18 protein-coding genes and 1 pseudogene are annotated in these 18,731 nt (G+C 68.9%); 17 read left to right on the forward strand and 2 right to left on the reverse strand.

Annotated features, from left to right (window positions below):
• From RMP09_RS10590 to RMP09_RS10615, 6 genes and pseudogenes are all read left to right on the forward strand, one after another.
• Positions 1 to 200, forward strand: a pseudogene (locus RMP09_RS10590) (hypothetical protein); the annotation flags it as partial.
• Entirely contained in the window at positions 187 to 750 is a 564-nt protein-coding gene (locus tag RMP09_RS10595) for an Lrp/AsnC family transcriptional regulator (RefSeq protein ID WP_310565946.1), read from the forward strand. The pseudogene RMP09_RS10590 and the gene RMP09_RS10595, both read left to right, overlap by 14 nt.
• Before the next feature lie 5 nt (positions 751 to 755).
• Complete coding sequence (gene nirJ / locus RMP09_RS10600) at positions 756 to 2,033, forward strand: heme d1 biosynthesis radical SAM protein NirJ (RefSeq protein ID WP_310565947.1); 1,278 nt, start codon at positions 756 to 758, stop codon at positions 2,031 to 2,033.
• A 31-nt stretch (positions 2,034 to 2,064) separates the two neighbouring features.
• Positions 2,065 to 3,654, forward strand: a complete 1,590-nt coding sequence (locus RMP09_RS10605; RefSeq protein WP_409559715.1) for a cytochrome D1 domain-containing protein — start codon at positions 2,065 to 2,067, stop codon at positions 3,652 to 3,654.
• 150 nt (positions 3,655 to 3,804) lie between these two features.
• Positions 3,805 to 4,377, forward strand: a complete 573-nt coding sequence (locus RMP09_RS10610) for a cytochrome c oxidase subunit 3 (RefSeq protein ID WP_310565948.1) — start codon at positions 3,805 to 3,807, stop codon at positions 4,375 to 4,377.
• 14 nt (positions 4,378 to 4,391) lie between these two features.
• Complete coding sequence (locus tag RMP09_RS10615; RefSeq protein ID WP_310565949.1) at positions 4,392 to 4,667, forward strand: cytochrome C oxidase subunit IV family protein; 276 nt, start codon at positions 4,392 to 4,394, stop codon at positions 4,665 to 4,667.
• On the opposite strand, the gene RMP09_RS10620 is transcribed toward RMP09_RS10615, so the two are convergent.
• Together RMP09_RS10620 and RMP09_RS10625 are read right to left on the reverse strand one after the other, a co-directional pair.
• Entirely contained in the window at positions 4,668 to 5,753 is a 1,086-nt protein-coding gene (locus tag RMP09_RS10620) for a hypothetical protein (RefSeq protein ID WP_310565950.1), read from the reverse strand.
• The gene (locus tag RMP09_RS10625; protein WP_310565951.1) at positions 5,750 to 6,070 is read right to left on the reverse strand and encodes a metal-sulfur cluster assembly factor; all 321 of its coding nucleotides are present in this window, start codon (positions 6,068 to 6,070) and stop codon (positions 5,750 to 5,752) included. The genes RMP09_RS10620 and RMP09_RS10625 overlap by 4 nt, the downstream gene beginning before the upstream one ends.
• A gap of 107 nt (positions 6,071 to 6,177) precedes the next feature.
• Here RMP09_RS10625 and RMP09_RS10630 point away from each other — a divergent pair, with 107 nt between their 5' ends.
• From RMP09_RS10630 to RMP09_RS10680, 11 genes are all read left to right on the forward strand, one after another.
• A complete protein-coding gene (locus RMP09_RS10630) occupies positions 6,178 to 6,612 on the forward strand; it encodes a cytochrome c (RefSeq protein WP_310565952.1) in 435 nt (144 codons plus the stop codon).
• Between the two features lie 13 nt (positions 6,613 to 6,625).
• Positions 6,626 to 8,074: a cbb3-type cytochrome c oxidase subunit I gene (locus tag RMP09_RS10635; RefSeq protein ID WP_310565953.1), complete on the forward strand. Its 1,449-nt coding sequence runs from the start codon at positions 6,626 to 6,628 to the stop codon at positions 8,072 to 8,074.
• An 18-nt stretch (positions 8,075 to 8,092) separates the two neighbouring features.
• Positions 8,093 to 8,899 carry a CbbQ/NirQ/NorQ/GpvN family protein gene (locus RMP09_RS10640; protein ID WP_310565954.1) on the forward strand — a complete coding sequence of 269 codons (807 nt, stop codon included), beginning with the start codon at positions 8,093 to 8,095 and terminating at the stop codon, positions 8,897 to 8,899.
• Positions 8,900 to 8,950: 51 nt separating this feature from the next.
• The gene (locus RMP09_RS10645) at positions 8,951 to 10,006 is read left to right on the forward strand and encodes a 4Fe-4S binding protein (RefSeq protein WP_310565955.1); all 1,056 of its coding nucleotides are present in this window, start codon (positions 8,951 to 8,953) and stop codon (positions 10,004 to 10,006) included.
• Between the two features lies 1 nt (position 10,007).
• Entirely contained in the window at positions 10,008 to 11,861 is a 1,854-nt protein-coding gene (locus RMP09_RS10650; RefSeq protein ID WP_310565956.1) for a nitric oxide reductase activation protein NorD, read from the forward strand.
• Positions 11,862 to 11,943: 82 nt separating this feature from the next.
• Complete coding sequence (locus RMP09_RS10655; RefSeq protein ID WP_310565957.1) at positions 11,944 to 12,633, forward strand: Crp/Fnr family transcriptional regulator; 690 nt, start codon at positions 11,944 to 11,946, stop codon at positions 12,631 to 12,633.
• 159 nt (positions 12,634 to 12,792) lie between these two features.
• Entirely contained in the window at positions 12,793 to 13,878 is a 1,086-nt protein-coding gene (gene tsaD, locus RMP09_RS10660; RefSeq protein WP_310565958.1) for a tRNA (adenosine(37)-N6)-threonylcarbamoyltransferase complex transferase subunit TsaD, read from the forward strand.
• Positions 13,879 to 14,134: 256 nt separating this feature from the next.
• The gene (locus RMP09_RS10665) at positions 14,135 to 15,421 is read left to right on the forward strand and encodes a branched-chain amino acid ABC transporter substrate-binding protein (RefSeq protein ID WP_310565959.1); all 1,287 of its coding nucleotides are present in this window, start codon (positions 14,135 to 14,137) and stop codon (positions 15,419 to 15,421) included.
• A gap of 118 nt (positions 15,422 to 15,539) precedes the next feature.
• On the forward strand, positions 15,540 to 16,757 hold the full coding sequence (locus RMP09_RS10670; protein ID WP_310565960.1) for a pyridoxal phosphate-dependent aminotransferase: 1,218 nt from the start codon (positions 15,540 to 15,542) through the stop codon (positions 16,755 to 16,757).
• A gap of 101 nt (positions 16,758 to 16,858) precedes the next feature.
• A complete protein-coding gene (gene rpsO, locus RMP09_RS10675; RefSeq protein WP_066254793.1) occupies positions 16,859 to 17,125 on the forward strand; it encodes a 30S ribosomal protein S15 in 267 nt (88 codons plus the stop codon).
• Between the two features lie 261 nt (positions 17,126 to 17,386).
• A partial coding sequence (locus RMP09_RS10680) for a polyribonucleotide nucleotidyltransferase (RefSeq protein ID WP_310565961.1) occupies positions 17,387 to 18,731 on the forward strand: 1,345 nt, incomplete at its 3' end.

Consider the following 18,731-nt stretch of genomic DNA (forward strand, 5'->3'; position numbering starts at 1 on the left):
CCCACCCGGACCAGCCCGGCGCCACGCCGCTCAACATGTGGTTCGTGCTGGCGGTGGAAGCGGCCGACCGGATCGGCGCGGTGCTCGCCCGCATCGAAGCCACGACCGGTCTGCCGGTGTACGCCTTCCCCAAGGAACGCGAGTTCTTTGTGGAGCTGAAACTTCCGTTGTTCGAAGGGGGCGCCCATGGCACTCGATGAGCTCGACCGCCGCCTGATCCGCGCCACGCAGGCCGGCCTGCCGCTGGTGCCGCGGCCCTACGAAGCGATCGGCGCCACGCTGGGCATCAGCGGCGAACAGGTGCGCGAGCGCCTGCAGGCCATGCTGGACGCGGGGCTGATCCGCCGCATCGGCGCCGTGCCCAACCACTACCGCCTAGGCTTCACCGCCAACGGCATGAGCGTCTGGGACGTGGCCGACGACGTGGTCGATCAGTTCGGCGAACGCATCGGCCTGCTGCCCGGCGTGAGCCACTGCTACCGCCGCCCCCGCGCGCTGCCGAAGGCATTGCCGAGCCGTTCCCAAGATGCCTCGCCCCCCTCGGGGGGAGACGCAGCGCAAAGCGCGGCGGCAGGGGGCTACTTCTGGCCCTACAACCTGTTCGCCATGCTGCACGGCCGCTCGCGCGACGAGGTGGAGCAGCAGGCGCAGGAGATCGCCACCCTGCTGGGCGACGCTTGCCGCGCCCGCGACATTCTTTATTCGACCGCCATCCTGAAAAAGACCGGATTGCGGCTCTCTGAAAGCTGAACACCATGTTTCGCATCAGCCAGTACATGCGCGAAATCGCCGAAGCCGAACACACCGGCCGCTACCCCACGCCCGCGCCGCGCGTGCGCCAGCAACCCGGCCAGGACGCCGGCGTGGCGCCGGGCCAACGGCCCGGTCCCGTGGTCATCTGGAATTTGATCCGCCGTTGCAACCTCACCTGCAAACACTGCTACGCCCTCTCGGCCGACCACGAATACAGCGGTGAGCTGGACTGGAACGAAGTGATCACGGTGATGGACGACCTCAAGGCCTTCCGCGTGCCGGTGCTCATCCTCTCCGGTGGCGAGCCGCTGATGCGGCCCGACATCTTCGACATCGCCCAGCGGTCCAAGTCGATGGGCTTCTACACCGGCCTGTCCACCAACGGCACCCTGATCGACGCCCCCATGGCAGACCGCATCGCTGCGATGGGCTTCGACTACGTGGGCATCAGCCTGGACGGCCTGCGCGCCACGCACGACAAGTTCCGCCGGCTCGAAGGCGCCTTCGACCGCAGCCTGGCCGCCGTGCGCCTGCTGCGCGAACGGGGCGTGAAGGTGGGCCTGCGCTACACCATGACCGCGCTCAACGCGCACGACTTCGCGCCGCTGCTTCAACTCATGCGCAGCGAGCAGGTGGACAAGTTCTATTTTTCGCACCTCAACTACGCCGGCCGCGGCAACATCCACCGCGGCCAGGACGCGCAGCACCTGGCCACGCGCCAGGCGCTGGACCAGTTGTTCGAGCGCGCCTGGCAGGCCGCGCGCGACGGGCTGGACGAGGAATACGTGACCGGCAACAACGACGCCGACGGCCCCTACCTGCTGCAGTGGGTGCAGGCCCGCTACCCGCGCTGGGCCGACGCGCTGCGCGAGCGCCTGCTGGCCTGGGGCGGCAACAGCAGCGGCGTGAACGTGGCCAACATCGACAACCTCGGCCACGTGCACCCCGACACCATGTGGTGGCACCACACCATCGGCGACGTGCGCCAGCGCCCGTTCTCACAGATCTGGAGCGACACCAGCGAGCCCCTGATGGCCGGACTGAAGGCGCACCCGCGGCCGGTGCAAGGCCGCTGCGCCAGTTGCCAGCACTTCGCCATTTGCGGCGGCAACACCCGCACCCGCGCCCAGCAGCTGACCGGCAACCCCTGGGCCGAAGACCCGGGCTGCTACCTCACCGACGAAGAGATCGGCGCCGTGGCCGGCAGCGACGCGGAGCGCCTCGCGCTCACGCCGTTCCGCAAGGTGCACATCCTCAAGCAGGAGGCCGACCATGCTTGACGCCCCGACGAAGCGCGCGATCCGCGACGGGATGGCCAACCTCGCCCGCGCCACGCTGGTGCTGGGCCTGTTCTGGATGGGCTTCGACATGGCCGCCGCGCAGACCGCCCCGGCGACGACGCCCAACGCCGGCGCGCTCTACACCCAGCACTGCGCCGCCTGCCACGGCGCGCAGCGCACCGGCGCCATGGGCCCGGCGCTGCTGCCCGAGAGCCTGGAGCGCCTGCGCCCGGCCGAGGCGCTGAAGGTCATCACGCAGGGCCGCACCGCCACGCAGATGCCGGGTTTCGCCGACAAGCTCAGCGCCGCCGACATCGCCGCCCTGGCCGCGCACATCCGCACCCCGGTGTCGCCCGCGCCCGTGTGGGCCGAGGCCGACATCCGCGCCTCGCGCACGTTCAACCCCGCGCCCGCGGGCGAGGTGGCCAAGCCGCTGTGGTCCGCCGACCCCATGAATCTGTTTGTGGTGGTGGAGGGCGGCGACCACCACATCAGCCTGCTCGACGGTGACAAGTTCGAGGTCATCACCCGCTTTGCCAGCCGCTTCGCGCTGCACGGCGGCCCCAAGTTCACGCCCGACGGCCGCTACGTCTTCTTCGGCTCGCGCGACGGCTGGATCACCAAGTACGACCTCTGGCGCCTGCGCGTGGTGGCCGAGGTGCGCGCCGGCCTGAACATGCGCAACGTGGCGGTCAGCGGTGACGGGAAATGGATCATGGCGGCCAACTACCTGCCGCACAGCGTGGTGCTGTTCGACGCCGACCTGAACCTGCAGAAGACCTACGCCGCCGCCACGCTGGACGGCAAGGCCACGTCGCGCGTTTCGGCGGTGTACGACGCCACGCCGCGCCACAGCTTCGTGGTCGCGCTGAAGGACATTCCCGAGCTCTGGGAAATCTCATACAACCCCCAGGCCGCACCGATCTTCGACGGCTACGTGCACGACTACAAGATGGGCGAAGGCATTGCCAAGCCGGGCTTTCTGGGCGTGCGCCGCACCCCGCTGGACGAACCGCTGGACGACTTTTTCTTCGACCAGAGCTACCGCCATGTGCTGGGTGCCACGCGACCCAAGACCGGCGACGGCGCCGCCACCGCGCAGGTCGTCAACCTTGACGCGCGCCGCAAGATCGCCGACCTGCCCATTGCCGGCATGCCGCACCTGGGCTCGGGCATCACCTTCGCCTGGAACGGCAGCACCGTGCTGGCGAGTCCCAACCTCAAGGGGGGCGCCATCGACGTGATCGACATGAAGACCTGGAAGCCGGTGGCGACCATCCCCACGCCCGGTCCCGGTTTCTTCATGCGCAGCCACGAGAACAGCCGCTACGCCTGGACCGATTCGATGATGAGCCCGACCGCCAAGGACACCATGACCTTGATCGACAAGACCACACTGCAGCCCGTGGCGACGGTGAAGGAGCCCGGCAAGACGCTGGCCCACATCGAATTCACCAAGGACGGCAAGTACGCGCTGGCCAGCGTGTGGGAGATGGACGGCGCGCTGATCGTCTACGACGCCACCACGCTCAAGGAAGTCAAGCGCCTGCCCATGAGCAAGCCGGTCGGCAAGTACAACGTGTGGAACAAGATCACGCGCTCGGAAGGCACGTCACATTGAAAGGTAGGAGGCCCCCCTGCGCCGCTGCGCGGCTTCCCCCGCAGGGGGACGCAGCCAGTGGCCCGGCAAAGCCGGTTCCACGGCCGCCCTGGGATCAGGCACGCGCTCCGGATATGCGCTCGCTCCACCTTCGTTCGAAGGGCTCGCACCGTGGCTGAGCGAGCAGTCGCCCCGCGCCTGGCCGGCGACGGCATCGTCTGGCTGCTGGTGCTGGCCGAGCTGCTGACCTTCGGCCTGCTGTTCGTATCGTTCGCGGTCGCGCGCCATCTGCAGCCCGCCGTGTTCGCCCCCGGCCAGGCCGCGCTGAGCCTGCACACCGGCGCGCTCAACACCTTGCTGCTGGTGGCGGCCAGCTGGGCGGCCGTGCGCGCGGTGCGGGCGTTTGAAGCCGACCGGGGCGACCTCGGCGCGCACTGGCTGCTGGCCGCACTGGCCGGCGCCATCGGCTTCCTCGTCGTCAAGACGCACGAGTTCGTGGGCAAGGTGCAGGCCGGGTTCGACTGGGCCACCAACGCCTTCACGCTGCTCTACACCCTGCTCACCGGCTTCCACTACCTGCACGTGGTGGTGGGCGCCATCGTGTTCGCCGTGCTCTGGCGCAAGGCCCGCTCGGGGGCCTATGGCCGGTCCCACCACATGGGGCCGGCGTCGGGCGCGGTGTTCTGGCACATGGTCGACCTGCTGTGGATGGTGCTGTTCCCGCTGGTCTACGTCATCCGCTGAACCCAAGGTCCGTCATGCGATTCACGAAAACCGACACCGTCTTCGCGCTGCTCGCGCTCGCCACCCTGGCGAGCTGGTGGCTGGGCGAGGGCGCCGCCGTCGGTGGGCAACACCTGGGCACCGCCGCCACCCTGGCAGTGCTGGCGCTCGCGGCCTTCAAGGGCGCGCTGATCGCGCTGGACTACATGGAACTGCGCCACGCCCCCGCGCTGTGGCGCCGTGCGGTCATGGGCTGGCTGGCGGTGGTGCTGGGCGTGATCGCGCTGGTCGGTGTGGGGCTGCGCGGCTGATCAGCGCCCGCGCCGCACCGCCCGCACCATCACCCCTCCGAACAGCACGAACGCCAGCGCGTGGCCGGCGCCGGCCATGGCCAGTCCGGCCGTCCAGCCCGTGGCCGAAGCCGCCACCCGCAGCGCCAGACTCGCCCCCAGCAGGCCCAGCGGCAGCAGCGCCCAGCGCGTGGGTTCGGGGCGCCAGCCGGCGAGCGCCGGCAACATGATGGGCGCGTGGCCAAAGACCATGGCCATGACGAAGCCCAGCCACAGCGCGTGCCAGGCGACCGTCTGGCCCAGCAGCCCCAGCGCCGCGGCCGCGGCCAGCCAGCCGTAGCCGACCACCAGGCAGATCGCGGTGTGGCCGGCCCAGCCCTTGGCGTGCCATTGCCGCGTGGCCACGTCCCAGCGCAGCAGCCAGGCGGCCAGCAGGGCCATCGTGGTCCACCACAGCGTTGGCGCCAGATCGGGCCGCAGCAGCGCGAGCAGGACCGCGGCGACCGAGCCCGCCCACACGGCCAGAAAGGCCTTTGAGGCCCAGGCCGGCAGCTTCACCAGCCGGGTCAGCTCGCGCCGTTCGCCTGCGATGGTCAGCACCAGGAAGGCGCTCCAGCCGATGCGGGCGGCCTCGGCCTGGCCCAGGGTGAACGCGGCGTTGGCCACCAGCAACGCCAGCGCGCCGCTGGCTTCCACCGCCAGCGGCAGCGACATGGCGCGGTGCGTGCCGGCCCAGGCGTAGAGCCACACCAGCCCGGCGGCCGAGGCCACCCACAGCCCGCCGGCGACGGTCCACTGGCCCGCGCCCCAGCCCAGCCAGCCGCCCAGCGCGGCCAGCGCCGGCACCCACAGGCCGCGGCGCAGCGCGACCACGCGTTCGAGGGCGATGAGGGCGCCGAAGAAGCCGGCCATCATGACCGCACCGTGGGCCGTGATGGCGTGCGCGCCGGTGGGGCCGATGCCCTGCGCGGGCAGGGTGCCCAGCCGCACCAGGCCGCCACCGACGGCGCCCAGCAGGTTGGCGATGGCCATGAGCGCGGCCACGGCGATGGCCCAGCGGGGCAGGGGCGGCGGATCGGGCGCGCGCGCCGGGCGGGTCGGGGTCACCATCCGAAACGCGCGCGCAGCGCCGGGGCCAGCCGCTCGGGCGACCACTCGGTGTCCCAGTCCATCTGCACGTCCACGGTGGTGCCGGGCGGGCAGGCGCGCTGCACGGCGGTCAGGGCGTCGTCCACCATCACGTCGGCCATGGGGCAGGTGGCGCTGGTGGGAATGAGGGTCACGGCGACGGCGTTGCCGTCGATGCGGACGGTGCCGACCACGCCCAGGTCCACCAGGTTTTCGCCCATTTCGGGGTCGTCCACGGTGGCCAGGGCGGCCATCACGGCGGCATGCAGTTCGGGGTGGGGGGTGTTCGGTTCCATCAGGGCTTCACTGTGAACGGTCCTTATGCACCGTTCCTTGAACCAGTTCAAGGACGATACCCGAGCAAAAAAGGAGGATTCCCCCATCGCAACCGATGGAGGGTTCCATGAGCCAGAGTCAGAGCGGGTTCACCAAGCAGATGGCCCGCAATATGTTTTACGGAGGCAGCATGTTTTTCGCGCTGCTGTTCGCGGTGATCGTGTTCGACACGGAAAGCCGCATCCCCGAGCGTTCCAACGCCAAGGCCATCACCCCCGCGGTGGTGGCGGGCAAGAAGATCTGGGAAACCCGCAACTGCATCGGCTGCCACACGCTGCTGGGCGAAGGCGCGTACTTCGCGCCCGAGCTGGGCAATGTCTACAAGCGCCGCGGGGGCGATTTCATCAAGGCCTGGATGCAGGCGCAGCCCACCGGCGCACCGCACCGCCGCCAGATGCCGCAGTTCAACCTGAACGAGCAGCAGCTCAACGATCTGGTCGAGTTCCTCAAGTGGACCGGCGAGATCAACACCGAACAGTGGCCGCCCAACATCGAAGGCTGATCGGAGAAACACCATGACCATCGCAACACTCAAGTACCAGAGCCAGTCGGTCTCCAAGCTCTATTTCATCGCCGCCATGGTGCTGTTCGCCGGGCAGGTGATCTTCGGCATCACCCTCGGTCTGCAATACGTGGTGGGAGACCTGTTCTTCCCCTACATCCCCTTCAACGTGGCCCGCATGGTCCACACCAACCTGCTGATCGTGTGGCTGCTGTTCGGCTTCATGGGCGCCGCCTATTACATGGTGCCCGAGGAGTCGGAAACCGAGCTGTATTCGCCCTTGCTGGCCAAGATCCTGTTCTGGGTCTTCCTGGCCGCCGGTTCGCTGACCATCGTGGGCTACCTCACGCTGCCCTACGCCAAGCTGGCCGAACTCACGGGCAACGACCTGCTGCAGACCATGGGGCGCGAGTTCCTGGAGCAGCCGCTGCCGACCAAGATCGGCATCGTGATCGTGGCGCTGGCCTTCCTGTTCAACATCACCATGACGGTGCTCAAGGGTCGCAAGACGGCGATCACGGTGGTGCTGCTGATGGGCCTGTGGGGTCTGGCGCTGTTCTTCCTGTTCAGCTTCGTGAACCCGCACAACCTGGTGCGTGACAAGATGTACTGGTGGTTCGTCGTTCACCTCTGGGTGGAAGGCGTGTGGGAACTGATCCTGGGCGCGCTGCTGGCCTATGTGCTGGTCAAGACCACCGGTGTGGACCGTGAAGTGATCGACAAGTGGCTGTACGTGATCATCGCCTTCGCGCTGATGACCGGCATCCTGGGCACGGGCCACCACTTCTTCTTCATCGGCCTGCCCGGCTACTGGCAGTGGATCGGCTCGATCTTCTCGGCCATGGAACCGATTCCCTTCTTCATGATGACGGTGTTCGCCTTCAACATGGTGCAGCGCCGCCGCCGTGAACACCCGAACCAGGCCGCCGTGCTGTGGGCCGTGGGCACCTCGGTCATGGGCTTCCTGGGCGCCGGTCTTTGGGGCTTCATCCACACGCTCAGCCCGGTCAACTACTACACCCACGGTTCGCAGATCACCGCCGCCCACGGCCACCTGGCCTTCTACGGGGCCTATGTGCTGGTGGTCATCACGCTGATCAGCTACGCCATGCCCACGCTGCGCGGTCGCATTGCCAACAGCCAGAAGGCCCAGTCCACCGAAATGTGGAGCTTCTGGATCATGACCATCGGCATGGCCGTGATGGTGCTGGCCCTGACCGGCGCCGGCATCCTGCAGGTGTGGCTGCAACGCATGCCCACCGAAGGCGCCATGGGCTTCATGGCCACGCAGGACCAGCTGAGCTTCTTCTACTGGACCCGCATCGCCGGTGGCGTGATCTTCCTGATCGGCCAGTTCACCTATTTCGCCAGCTTCTTCATCGGTGGCGAGCCGGTGCGCGCCGAGACCCTGACGAGTGCTGGTGGTGGTGTGCTCGGTGCCCGCCCTGCACAACGCGCCTGATGCCCCGAGGACACGGCCATGGACCACAGTGAACAGCAGCATCTGGTGAATGCCCCGTTCTACGCCGAACAGGCCGGCGAGGTCGCGCTCTTCGAGCACGCCTTCCGCCAGCGCCTGCCGGTGCTGATCAAAGGGCCCACCGGTTGCGGCAAGACCCGTTTCGTGGAGCACATGGCCGCGCGCCTGGGCCGGCCGCTCATCACCGTGAGCTGCCACGACGACCTCAGCGCGGCCGACCTGGTCGGCCGCCACCTGATCGGCGAGCGCGGCACGGTGTGGGCCGACGGCCCGCTGGCCCGCGCGGTGCGCGGCGGCGCCATCTGCTACCTCGACGAGGTGGTGGAAGCCCGCAAGGACACCACCGTGGTGCTGCACCCGCTGGCCGACGACCGCCGCGTGCTGCCCATCGAACGCACCGGCGAACAGCTGGTCGCGCCGCCGGGCTTCATGCTGGTGGTCAGCTACAACCCGGGCTACCAGAACCTGCTCAAGAGCCTCAAGCCCAGCACGCGCCAGCGCTTCGTGGCGCTGACCTTCGGCTACCCCGCGCCCGATGTGGAACGCGGCATCGTGGTGGCCGAGGCGGGCGTCACGCCCGAGCTGGCCGGGCAACTGGTGCGTCTGGCCGAGGCGCTGCGCCGTCTGACCGACCACGACCTCGAAGAAACCGTGAGCACACGCCTGCTGGTCATGGCCGCGCGCCTGGTGGCCAGTGGCCTGCCGCTGCGCGTGGCGTGCCGTTCGGCCATCGTCGATGCGCTGACCGATGACCATGAAACCGCCACCGCGCTCGACGAAGTGGTGGCCGCCGTGCTCGGCACCTGATTTTGCGTTTGCAGCGGCGGCGCTGCGCTTCTCCTCCTTTTGTCACACCCCATGCAACGCCGCCGCCTCTTCTTCCAGCTGGGCTTTTTCGCCCTGTTTCTGCTGGCCCCCGCGCTGAACCTGTTGCGCTTCGATCTGCACGAGGCGCAGCTCTGGGTGCTGGGGCAGCGCTGGTCGCTGGGCATCGATGCCTTTCGCGCCGGCGAGATCAGCGCCAACCAGGCCGCGGTGCAGATCTTCCTGCGCGCCTTTGTACCGGCCATCGTGCTGATCGTGGCCTTCCTGGCCGTGGCCTGGAAATACGGCCGCCTCTACTGCGGTTGGCTGTGCCCGCACTTCACGCTGGTGGAGACGCTCAACACCGCGCTGCACCGCGCCTGCGGCAAGCTCAGCCTGTGGGACAAGCACCGCACCCTGCGCGCCAATGTCAAGCCCTCGGCCCGCTGGTGGCCGGTGTTTTTCACGCTCTGCGCGGTGTTCGGCTTTCTGTGGGCCATCACGCTGCTGACCTACCTGCTGCCGCCGGCCGAGATCTGGGGCGGCCTGCAGGCCGGCACGCTCACACCCAACCAGGCGCGGTTCCTGGTCGCTGGCAGCACCGTTTTCACGCTGGAATTCGCCTTCGCGCGCCACCTGTTCTGCCGCTTCGGTTGCGCCGTGGGGCTGTTCCAGAGCCTGGTGTGGATGGCCAACCCCAAGGGCATGGTGGTCGCCTTTGACCGCGACCAGGCGCGCGACTGCCGCACCTGCACCACCGCCACTTACCCGCAGGGCTCGGCCTGCGACAACGGCTGCCCCATGCGCCTGCACCCGCGCAACATCAAACGCATGATGTTCTCGTGCGTGCAGTGCGGCCAGTGCCTTGATTCTTGTGGAGAAACGCGCAGCGCACAGACCCAGGCGCCGTTGCTGGAATGGAAGGTCGGCGTCGACGCGGTGCGTGAAACCCTGCGGCAACGCAAGGCGGAACGCGAACTCGAACACCCCCCTGCGCCGCTTCGCGTCTTCCCCCCTGACAAGGGGGACCCCACCGGCAGCCCGGCACAGCCGGTTCTGCGGCGTGTGCCGCAAGCGGGCAACGTTGTATCTGTGGAATCGGAGCATTGACATGGAAGAGTGGGTTGGCAAACAGTGGGACCGCTTCATCCGCCGGGCGGCGCACCGCCAGCACGACGCGGCGGCGGTGTCCCTGACCGAGGTGCAGCGCACGCTGGCGCTGATGTTCCGCGCCGCCGGCGGCGCGCACGCGGTGCGGCTGAGCCCGGCGAGCGAACGCCGCGTGGGCGGCGCGCGCGACTGGGTGCAGCGCGTGGCCGGCACCGCCACGCACGCGGCCACCGGCCGGCTCGAACCCGAGGCGCTGTCGCTGCCGCCGAGCATCGCGGTGCACGCCGACCCGGCGCTCAACCGCGCGCTCTACCTCTGGCTGGCCGCGCTGGCCGCCCACATCGAACCGACCGGTGACTGGATCGCCGACAACCAGGCCGCACAACAGCGGGTGCTGCCCCTGTTCCCTGGCCTGGCCGATCGTTTTGCGCAGTTGCTGGCGGCCGAACGCGCCTTGCGACCCGACCCGGCGCGCCTGCGCGGGCGCGCGGCCGAGGCCGAGCGCCGCGTGCAGCTGGCCCTGAGCGGGACCTGGCCGGCCGGGCAGGGCGGCGACGCTCCTTGCGACGTGCGCCCCGACGAGGTGGCCCCGGTCTGGATGTGGCTGGACACCACCGCCGCCGCCAGCACCCAGCCCGTGTCGCGCGACCAGGACCCCGACGACGCCGGTGCACAGCGCCCCGGCGCCACGCAGGACGCCCGTCGCCGCCGCGCCCAGGCCGTGGTCGACGAACGCGACAAGGCGCCGCTGATGATGTTCTTCCGCGCCGAGTCCATCCTGTCCTGGGGCGAGTTCATCAAGGTCAACCGCGCCAGCGACGACGACGAGGACGGCAACGCGCTGAACGCCGCCAACGACATGGACGTGCTGGCCATCGCGCCCGACGGCCAGACCACGGCCTCGCGCGTGAAGTTCGACCTGGACCTGCCCAGCGCCGCCGCCGACGACCGGCCGCTGGGCCCCGGCATCCGCCTGCCCGAATGGGACTGGCGCAAGGGCGCGCTGATCGCCGACCACTGCGCACTGCAGACCCTGGTGCACACCGACCCGCCCCCGTTTGAGCCGCCGATCGCGTTGCGCACCACCGCCCGCCGCGTGCGCCGGCGCATGGAGGTGCTGCGCGGCGGCATGGGCCGCCTGCACGCCCAGCCCGACGGCGATGAGCTGGACCTGGACGCCTGGGTGCGCCACGCGGTGGAAGCCGCGGCCGCCCCGCGCAGCGAATCGCCCGCGGTGTTCACCCGCCGCGTGCGCAGCGAACGCAGCCTGGCCACGCTGCTGCTGGCCGACCTCTCGCTGTCGACCGACGCCTACGCCACGCAGACCGCGCGGGTGATCGACGTCATCCGCGACGCGCTCTATGTGTTTGGCGAAGCGCTGCACGCCAGCGGCGACCCGTTCGAGATGCTGGGCTTCTCGTCGGTGCGGCGGCAGAACGTGCGCGTGCACCAGCTCAAGGGCTTTGACGAGCCCTGGGGCCCGCGCTCACGCGACCGGGTGGGCGCCATCAAGCCCGGTTACTACACCCGCATGGGCGCGGCCATCCGCCACGCCACGGCGCGGCTGGCGCAGCGGCCCGAACGCCAGCGCTTGCTGCTCATCCTGACCGACGGCAAGCCCAACGACCTGGACGTGTACGAGGGCCGCTACGGCCTGGAGGACACGCGCCACGCGGTGCAGGCCGCGCGCGACGCCGGCCTGGTGCCGTTCTGCATCACCATCGACGAGACCGCGCACGACTACCTGCCCGCGCTGTTCGGCCAGCAGGGCTATGCGCTGGTGCACCGCCCGCAGGACCTGGTGCAGCGCCTGTCGCTGGTGTACACGCGCTTTCTGCAAAACGCAGGGCGCTGACGGCGTCAGGCCGAGGGCGTACAGTTCTTTCTTTGCGTGGGTCGGTGCCGACCGGCGCCGCACCCGCTTCTGTGAACGCCCGATGGACCTGGAACGATTCGACCTCCCCCGCTACCTCTCGATGTTGCCCCTGTTCCAGGAAATGCAGCCGCCCGAGCTGCAACGCCTGGCCGCCGGCAGCAAGCTGCGCCAGCTCGCCCGTGGGGACGATGTGTTCCACCTGGGCGAGCGCTGCAACGAATTCCACGTCGCGGTCACCGGGCAGATCAAGCTGTTCGCCATCTCGCCGGCCGGGCAGGAGAAGATCATCGAAATCGTCGGCCCGGGCAACAGCTTTGCCGAGGCGCTGATGTTCACCGACAAGCCTTATTTCATCAACGCACAGGCCCTGAGCGACTGCCTGCTGGTGAGCGTGGGCAAGGAAGCGGTGTTGCGCGAGATCACCCACGACCCGCGCTTTTGCATGCGCATGCTGGCCGGCCTGTCGCGCCGGCTGCACGGCCTGGTCAACGACGTGCAGGCTTACGCGCTGCACAGCGGCGTCGAACGCGTGATCGGCTACCTGATGCGCGACCTGCCGGAAGACGGCGGTGAAGCCGCCAGCGTGCAGCTGCCGGTGAGCAAGGCGTCCATCGCCTCGCGCCTGTCGATGACGCCGGAATACTTTTCCAAGGTGCTGCGCGAGCTGGAGGACAACGGCCTGATCGAGGTGGACAAACGCGAGATCCGGCTGCTGGACACGCAGCGGCTGGCGCGCTATCCGTTGAAGTAGTCCCCCCCGCGCCGCTTCGCGTCCCCCCCCCAAGGGGGCGATGCGAGCGGCCTGGCGAAGCCAGTTCCGCCGCATCCTCGACCAGACACGCGCGCCGGTCAGTCTTGTGCGACAGAGTTTTGGGGTTTCGTCCGCAGAGCGCCCCGTACACTCCCGGCCATGCTGATTTTGGGATTCGAATCCTCCTGCGACGAAACCGGTGTGGCCCTGGTCGATGCCAGTGGCACGTCCACGCCGCGCCTGCTGGGCCACGCGCTGCACAGCCAGATCGAGATGCACCAGGCCTATGGCGGTGTGGTGCCCGAGCTGGCCAGCCGCGACCACATCCGCCGCGTGCTGCCGCTGACCGACGCCGTCATGGCGCAGGCGGGGCTGCCGCTCTCGGCGGTGGACGTCATCGCTCACACCCGTGGCCCCGGCCTGGCCGGTGCGCTGCTGGTGGGCTCGGGCGTGGCCTGCGCCCTGGGCATGGCGCTGGGCAAGCCGGTGGTCGGTGTGCACCACCTCGAAGGGCATCTGCTCTCGCCCTTCCTGAGCGCCGATCCGCCCGTGTTTCCCTTTGTGGCGCTGCTGGTCTCGGGCGGCCACACCCAGCTGATGCGGGTGGACGGGGTGGGGCGCTACGAGCTGCTGGGCGAAACCATCGACGACGCGGCCGGCGAGGCCTTCGACAAGTCCGCGAAACTGCTGGGCCTGGGTTACCCGGGCGGGCCGGCGCTGTCAAAACTGGCGCAGCAGGGCAGCGCCACGGCCTACAAATTCCCGCGTCCGCTGCTGCACAGCGGCGACCTCGATTTTTCTTTCGCCGGCCTCAAGACTGCGGTGCTGACCCAGGTCAAGCGCCTGGCGCACGCGTCGCCGGACGGCCCGGCCACGGCCCACCTGGCCGACCCGCTGACCGTGCAGCAGAAGGCCGACGTGTCCGCCAGCGTGCAGGCCGCCATCGTGGAGGTGCTGGTCAAGAAATCGCTCGCCGCGCTCCGGGCCACCGGCCTGAACCGTCTGGTGGTGGCGGGCGGGGTGGGGGCCAACGCCTTGCTGCGACAACAGCTCAACGCCGTCTGCGCCCTGAGCCAGGTCCGCGTGCACTACCCCGAACTGCACCTGTGCACCGACAACGGCGCCATGATCGCGCTGGCCGCCGGGTTGCGGGTGCAGGCCGGTCTGGCCGATCTGTCCGGTGGTGGCGGTTACCACTTCAACGTCCGCCCCCGCTGGCCACTGACCGAGCTGGCCGCCGCCTGAGCCGGTGCGATACACCCGGCCAGCCGCGCGCGTGGCGCGCAGGCCGCGTGACTGCCCGTGCTGCGCTCTTTCATGAGCGCGTCCTGCGTCCCCCGCCCGGCCTCGCCGGCGGCCCCACACCTTCCGGGCCGAGGTCATACCGGGGTGGGGTACGCTTTGTAATTAGGAATTACACTCCGCCTACCTGTCGCGCAGGTGACTGTCGGGCCCTGGGCCGGACGACCCGCGACGCTGAACCATGGAATGAGACACCGAGATGACATTCGTTGAAACCTTGGCGCGCCGCGGCGTGCTGGTGGCGCTGCTGGCCAGCGCCCTGTCGGCCACCACGGGGCAGGCCCAGACGGCCGCCGAACCCATCCGCATCGGCATGATCGAAGGCCTGTCCGGCCCCTTCGCCAACACCGGCGAGGCGGTCTACCGCAACCTGGTCTGGGCCACCGAACGCGTCAACGCCCGCGGCGGCGTCAAGCTGCCAGCGTCGCAAGGGGGGGCACGCCCGCTGGAAATCGTGCGTTTTGACAGCAAGGGCCAGACCGAAGAGGCCCTGTCCGCGCTGCGCTCGGCCATCGACAAGAACATCGCCATCGTCACCCAGGGCAACTCGTCGGCCGCCGCGGCGGGCCTGATCGACGCCCTGAACAAGCACAACGAACGCGACCCGGCGCGCCAGGTGGTGTTCCTCAACTACTCGGCGGTTGACCCGGTGCTGACCAACGCCAAGTGCAGCTACTGGCATTTCCGCTTCGACGCCCACGCCGACATGCGCATGAGCGCGCTGATGAGCGTGGTCAAGGAAGACAAGGCCCTCAAGGGCATCTACCTGATCGGCCAGGACTATTCCTTCGGCCAGGCTGTGCTGGCCGAGGCGCGCCAGCAGCTGGCCGCCCAGCGCCCGGACGTGAAGATCGTCGGTGACGAGCTGCACCCCATGGCCCGCATCAAGGACTTCGCCCCCTACGCCGCCAAGATCAAGGCCAGCGGCGCCCAGGCGGTGCTGACCGGCAACTGGGGCAACGACCTGACCCTGCTGGTCAAGGCGGCGCGCGAGGCCGGCTTCGACGGCAGCTTCTACACCTTCTACGGCAACGCACTGGGCGCGCCGGCGGCCATCGGCGACGCGGGCATCGGCAAGGTGGTGGCCGTGGCCGACTGGTTCCCCAATGTGCCGGGCAAAGCTTCCGAGGGCTTCTACCAGTCGTTCCGCCAGCGCTTCCCCAACCCGGCCGACGACTACGTGCACATGCGCATGCAGCTGATGATCGAGTCGCTGGCGCAGGCGATCGAAAAGGCCGGGTCGGTGAACGCGGCCGACATCGCCGCCCAGCTGGAAAAGACCCAGGTCCACCTGGCCGGCCAGAGCGCCCGCATGCGCGCCGCCGACCACCAGTTCCAGCAGCCGCTGGCGGTGGCGGTGATGGACCGGCAGGGCGCGCCGGGTGTGAAGTTCGACGTGGAAGGCTCGGGCTACGGCTTCCGCGTGATCCGCCAGCTCTCGCCCCAGCAGGCCGAGCAGCCGCACACCTGTAACATGGTCCGTTGACCCCCCTGCCGCCCCCTCCAGGGGGGCGCCAGCTGTGGCCCGTCCTGAGCCTGTCGAAGGGCGGTTCCACGCTGGCCTTGGAAGGGGCCGGAACGTGCGCCTGAACAAGGAGTTTTTTATGCGGCCAGTGGTCGAGAGTCTGGAAGAGTCGCGCATCCGCGAGGTGGCCAACGCGGGCATGGGCCGCAGCGATGTGCTCAGGTTCTGGTTCGGCGAGAGCGACGAGGTCACGCCCGACTTCATCCGCGAAGCGGCCGTGGCGTCGATCCAGGCCGGCGAGACCTTTTACGCCCACAACCTCGGCTTGCCCGAACTGCGCCACGCCATCGCCGGCTACACCCACGGCCTGCACCCGCAGCGGGCCACCGACCACTGGTTCGACCGCATCGCGGTCACGTCAGGGGGCGTCAATGGGCTGATGCTGGCCTCGCAGGCGCTGGTCGAGGCGGGCGACGAGGTGGTGGTGGTCACCCCCGCCTGGCCCAACCTGGTGGCGCAGCCGCTGATCATGGGCGCGACCGTGAAGACCGTGCCGCTGACGGTGGTGCCGACGGGCGACCGTGCCGGCGCCTGGGTGCTGGACCTGCCCGTGCTGCTGGCCGCCATCACCCCGGCGACCCGGCTGCTGGTCGTCAACGCCCCCAACAACCCCACCGGCTGGACGCTCAGCCGCGACGAGCAGACGGCCATCCTGGCGCACTGCCGCTCCACCGGCACCTGGGTGCTGGCCGACGAGGTGTACGAACGCCTGTATTTCGCGGGCGATTCGGCCAACGGCGCTGCGCCCAGCTTCCTGGACGTGGCAGAGCCCGACGACCGGCTGATCGTCGCCCACAGTTTTTCCAAGAGCTTCCTCATGACCGGCTGGCGCCTGGGCTGGCTGGTGCTGCCCTCCGCGCTGACCCATGCCGTGGGCAAGCTGATCGAGTTCAACACCTCCTGCGCGCCGGTGTTCGTGCAGCGCGCCGCCACCGTGGCGCTGCAGCGGGGCGACGAGGTGACCCTGCCGCTGGTGCGCCACCTGCAGACCTGCCGCGACACCTTGGTGCCGTTGCTGCGCGGCATCCCGGGGGTGCAGCTGGCCGAGCCGCGGGGCGGCATGTACGCCTTCTTCCGGCTGGCCGGGCACGACGACTGCCTGCTGACCGCCAAGCGCCTGGTGCGCGAAGCCGGCCTGGGGCTGGCGCCGGGCAGCGCTTTCGGCCCCGAAGCCGCCGGCTGGCTGCGCTGGTGCTTCGCCAGTCGCGACCCGCAGCGCCTGGTGCAGGGGGTGGAGCGCCTGCGCGCCTGGCTGGACCAGAACCAGCGCCCGTCTGCCAACGTCGCTGGGCTATAATTCGCGGTTGCCATCTTCATAGGTGGCATCTTCACGCCCGTTGCGGCACCCCTTGAAGGGGATGGCTGCGGTGGGTCGCACGTAACCTGACTGGAATCACCATGATCGAAAAAACCGTCAAAGCCGCTGTGGTGGCCGACAACGCCCGCGCTGCCAATGACACCGGTAGTCCTGAAGTGCAAGTGGCCATCCTGACCGCTCGCATCAACGAACTGACCCCCCACTTCAAGCAGCACGCCAAGGACCACCATGGCCGTCGCGGTCTGCTGCGCATGGTCAGCCGCCGCCGCAAGCTGCTGGACTACCTCAAGTCCAAGGACGCCGACCGCTACGTCGCCCTGATCGCCAAGCTGGGCCTGCGCAAGTAAATTGCCGAGCTTGCCGTGACACGCAAAACGCCTGAGTTGGTTCGCTGGCTCGGGCGATTTTTGTTTGTTGCGGCCCATTTTTGATTCCGGAGAGGCAAGCGCAGAGCGAAGCTGTGTCATTCCAAAGGAGCTGAGCCGCACTGGCGGCGCGTTCAGCACCTCTGGAATGGCATCGTGTTCTGGCTGGTTTTTCCGGGTTTTGTGCAGTGATCTGCACGCCAAGCCGCCCTGTACAAGCCGGGTGGATTCAAGGAGCCCAACATGACCATGTTCAACAAAGTCACCAAGACCTTCCAGTGGGGCCAGCACACGGTCCGCATGGAAACCGGCGAAATCGCCCGCCAGGCCAGCGGCGCTGTGCTGCTCGACATCGAAGGCACCGTGGTGCTGGCCACCGTCGTGGCCAAGAAGGACGCCAAGGCCGGCCAGGACTTCTTCCCGCTGACCGTCGACTACCTTGAGAAGTCCTACGCCGCCGGCAAGATCCCGGGCAGCTTCTTCAAGCGCGAAGGCCGCCCCAGCGAATTTGAAACCCTGACCAGCCGCCTGATCGACCGTCCGATCCGTCCGCTGTTCCCCGAAGGCTTCTTCAACGAAGTCCAGGTCGTCATCCACACCGTGTCGCTGAACCCGGAAGTGGACGCCGACATCGCCGCCATGATCGCCACCTCGGCCGCCCTGTCGATCTCCGGCATCCCGTTCAACGGCCCCATCGGCGCCGCCCGCGTGGGTTACATCAACGGCCAGTACGTGCTGAACCCGGGTCAGACCGAGCGCCAGAACAGCCAGATGGACCTGGTTGTCGCCGGCACGCAAGCCGCCGTGCTGATGGTCGAATCCGAAGCGCAGCAGCTGTCCGAAGAAATCATGCTGGGCGCCGTGGTGTTCGGCCACGAGCAGGGCAACATCGCGATCGCCGCCATCAACGAGCTGGTGCGCGACGCCGGCAAGGCCGAATGGGACTGGCAGGAGCCGGCCAAGGACGAGGCCCTGATCGCCAAGATCGACGGCCTGGCCAAGGCCAAGCTCGAAGCCGCCTACCAGATCCGCAACAAGCAGGCCCGCACCCAGGCTTGCCGCGTCGCCTACGCCGACGTGATGGCCGCTCTGAAGGAAGAGGGCGTGGCGTTTGACAGCGTGGCCATCGAAGGCCTGCTGTTCAACATCGAAGCCGGCATCGTGCGTGGCCAGATCCTGGCCGGCGAGCCCCGCATCGACGGTCGCGACACCCGCACCGTGCGCGCCATCGAGATCCGCAACAGCGTGCTGCCGCGCACCCACGGCTCGGCCCTGTTCACCCGCGGTGAAACCCAGGCCCTGGTGATCGCCACGCTGGGCACCGACCGCGACGCGCAGCGCATCGACGCCCTGTCGGGCGACTACGAAGACCGCTTCATGCTGCACTACAACATGCCTCCCTTCGCCACCGGCGAAACCGGTCGCGTGGGCAGCCCCAAGCGCCGCGAAATCGGCCACGGCCGTCTGGCCAAGCGCGCACTGATCGCTGCGCTGCCGAGCAAGGAAGACTTCCCCTACACCATGCGCGTGGTCTCGGAAATCACCGAGTCCAACGGCTCCTCGTCGATGGCTTCGGTCTGCGGCGGCT

Origin of the sequence: Hydrogenophaga sp., assembly GCF_031426985.1 — a bacterium.
Taxonomy (GTDB): Bacteria; Pseudomonadota; Gammaproteobacteria; order Burkholderiales; family Burkholderiaceae_C; genus Hydrogenophaga.

Coding starts and splice junctions, on each gene's coding strand:
- RMP09_RS10645 (WP_310565955.1), top strand. CDS start 8,951: ATGCAACGCCGCCGCCTCTTCTTCCAGCTGGGCTTTTTCGCCCTGTTT.
- RMP09_RS10625 (WP_310565951.1), bottom strand. CDS start 6,070: ATGGAACCGAACACCCCCCACCCCGAACTGCATGCCGCCGTGATGGCC.
- RMP09_RS10655 (WP_310565957.1), top strand. CDS start 11,944: ATGGACCTGGAACGATTCGACCTCCCCCGCTACCTCTCGATGTTGCCC.
- tsaD (WP_310565958.1), top strand. CDS start 12,793: ATGCTGATTTTGGGATTCGAATCCTCCTGCGACGAAACCGGTGTGGCC.
- RMP09_RS10605 (WP_409559715.1), top strand. CDS start 2,065: ATGGCCAACCTCGCCCGCGCCACGCTGGTGCTGGGCCTGTTCTGGATG.
- RMP09_RS10595 (WP_310565946.1), top strand. CDS start 187: ATGGCACTCGATGAGCTCGACCGCCGCCTGATCCGCGCCACGCAGGCC.
- RMP09_RS10630 (WP_310565952.1), top strand. CDS start 6,178: ATGAGCCAGAGTCAGAGCGGGTTCACCAAGCAGATGGCCCGCAATATG.
- RMP09_RS10635 (WP_310565953.1), top strand. CDS start 6,626: ATGACCATCGCAACACTCAAGTACCAGAGCCAGTCGGTCTCCAAGCTC.
- rpsO (WP_066254793.1), top strand. CDS start 16,859: ATGATCGAAAAAACCGTCAAAGCCGCTGTGGTGGCCGACAACGCCCGC.
- RMP09_RS10665 (WP_310565959.1), top strand. CDS start 14,135: ATGACATTCGTTGAAACCTTGGCGCGCCGCGGCGTGCTGGTGGCGCTG.
- RMP09_RS10670 (WP_310565960.1), top strand. CDS start 15,540: ATGCGGCCAGTGGTCGAGAGTCTGGAAGAGTCGCGCATCCGCGAGGTG.
- nirJ (WP_310565947.1), top strand. CDS start 756: ATGTTTCGCATCAGCCAGTACATGCGCGAAATCGCCGAAGCCGAACAC.
- RMP09_RS10650 (WP_310565956.1), top strand. CDS start 10,008: ATGGAAGAGTGGGTTGGCAAACAGTGGGACCGCTTCATCCGCCGGGCG.
- RMP09_RS10640 (WP_310565954.1), top strand. CDS start 8,093: ATGGACCACAGTGAACAGCAGCATCTGGTGAATGCCCCGTTCTACGCC.
- RMP09_RS10615 (WP_310565949.1), top strand. CDS start 4,392: ATGCGATTCACGAAAACCGACACCGTCTTCGCGCTGCTCGCGCTCGCC.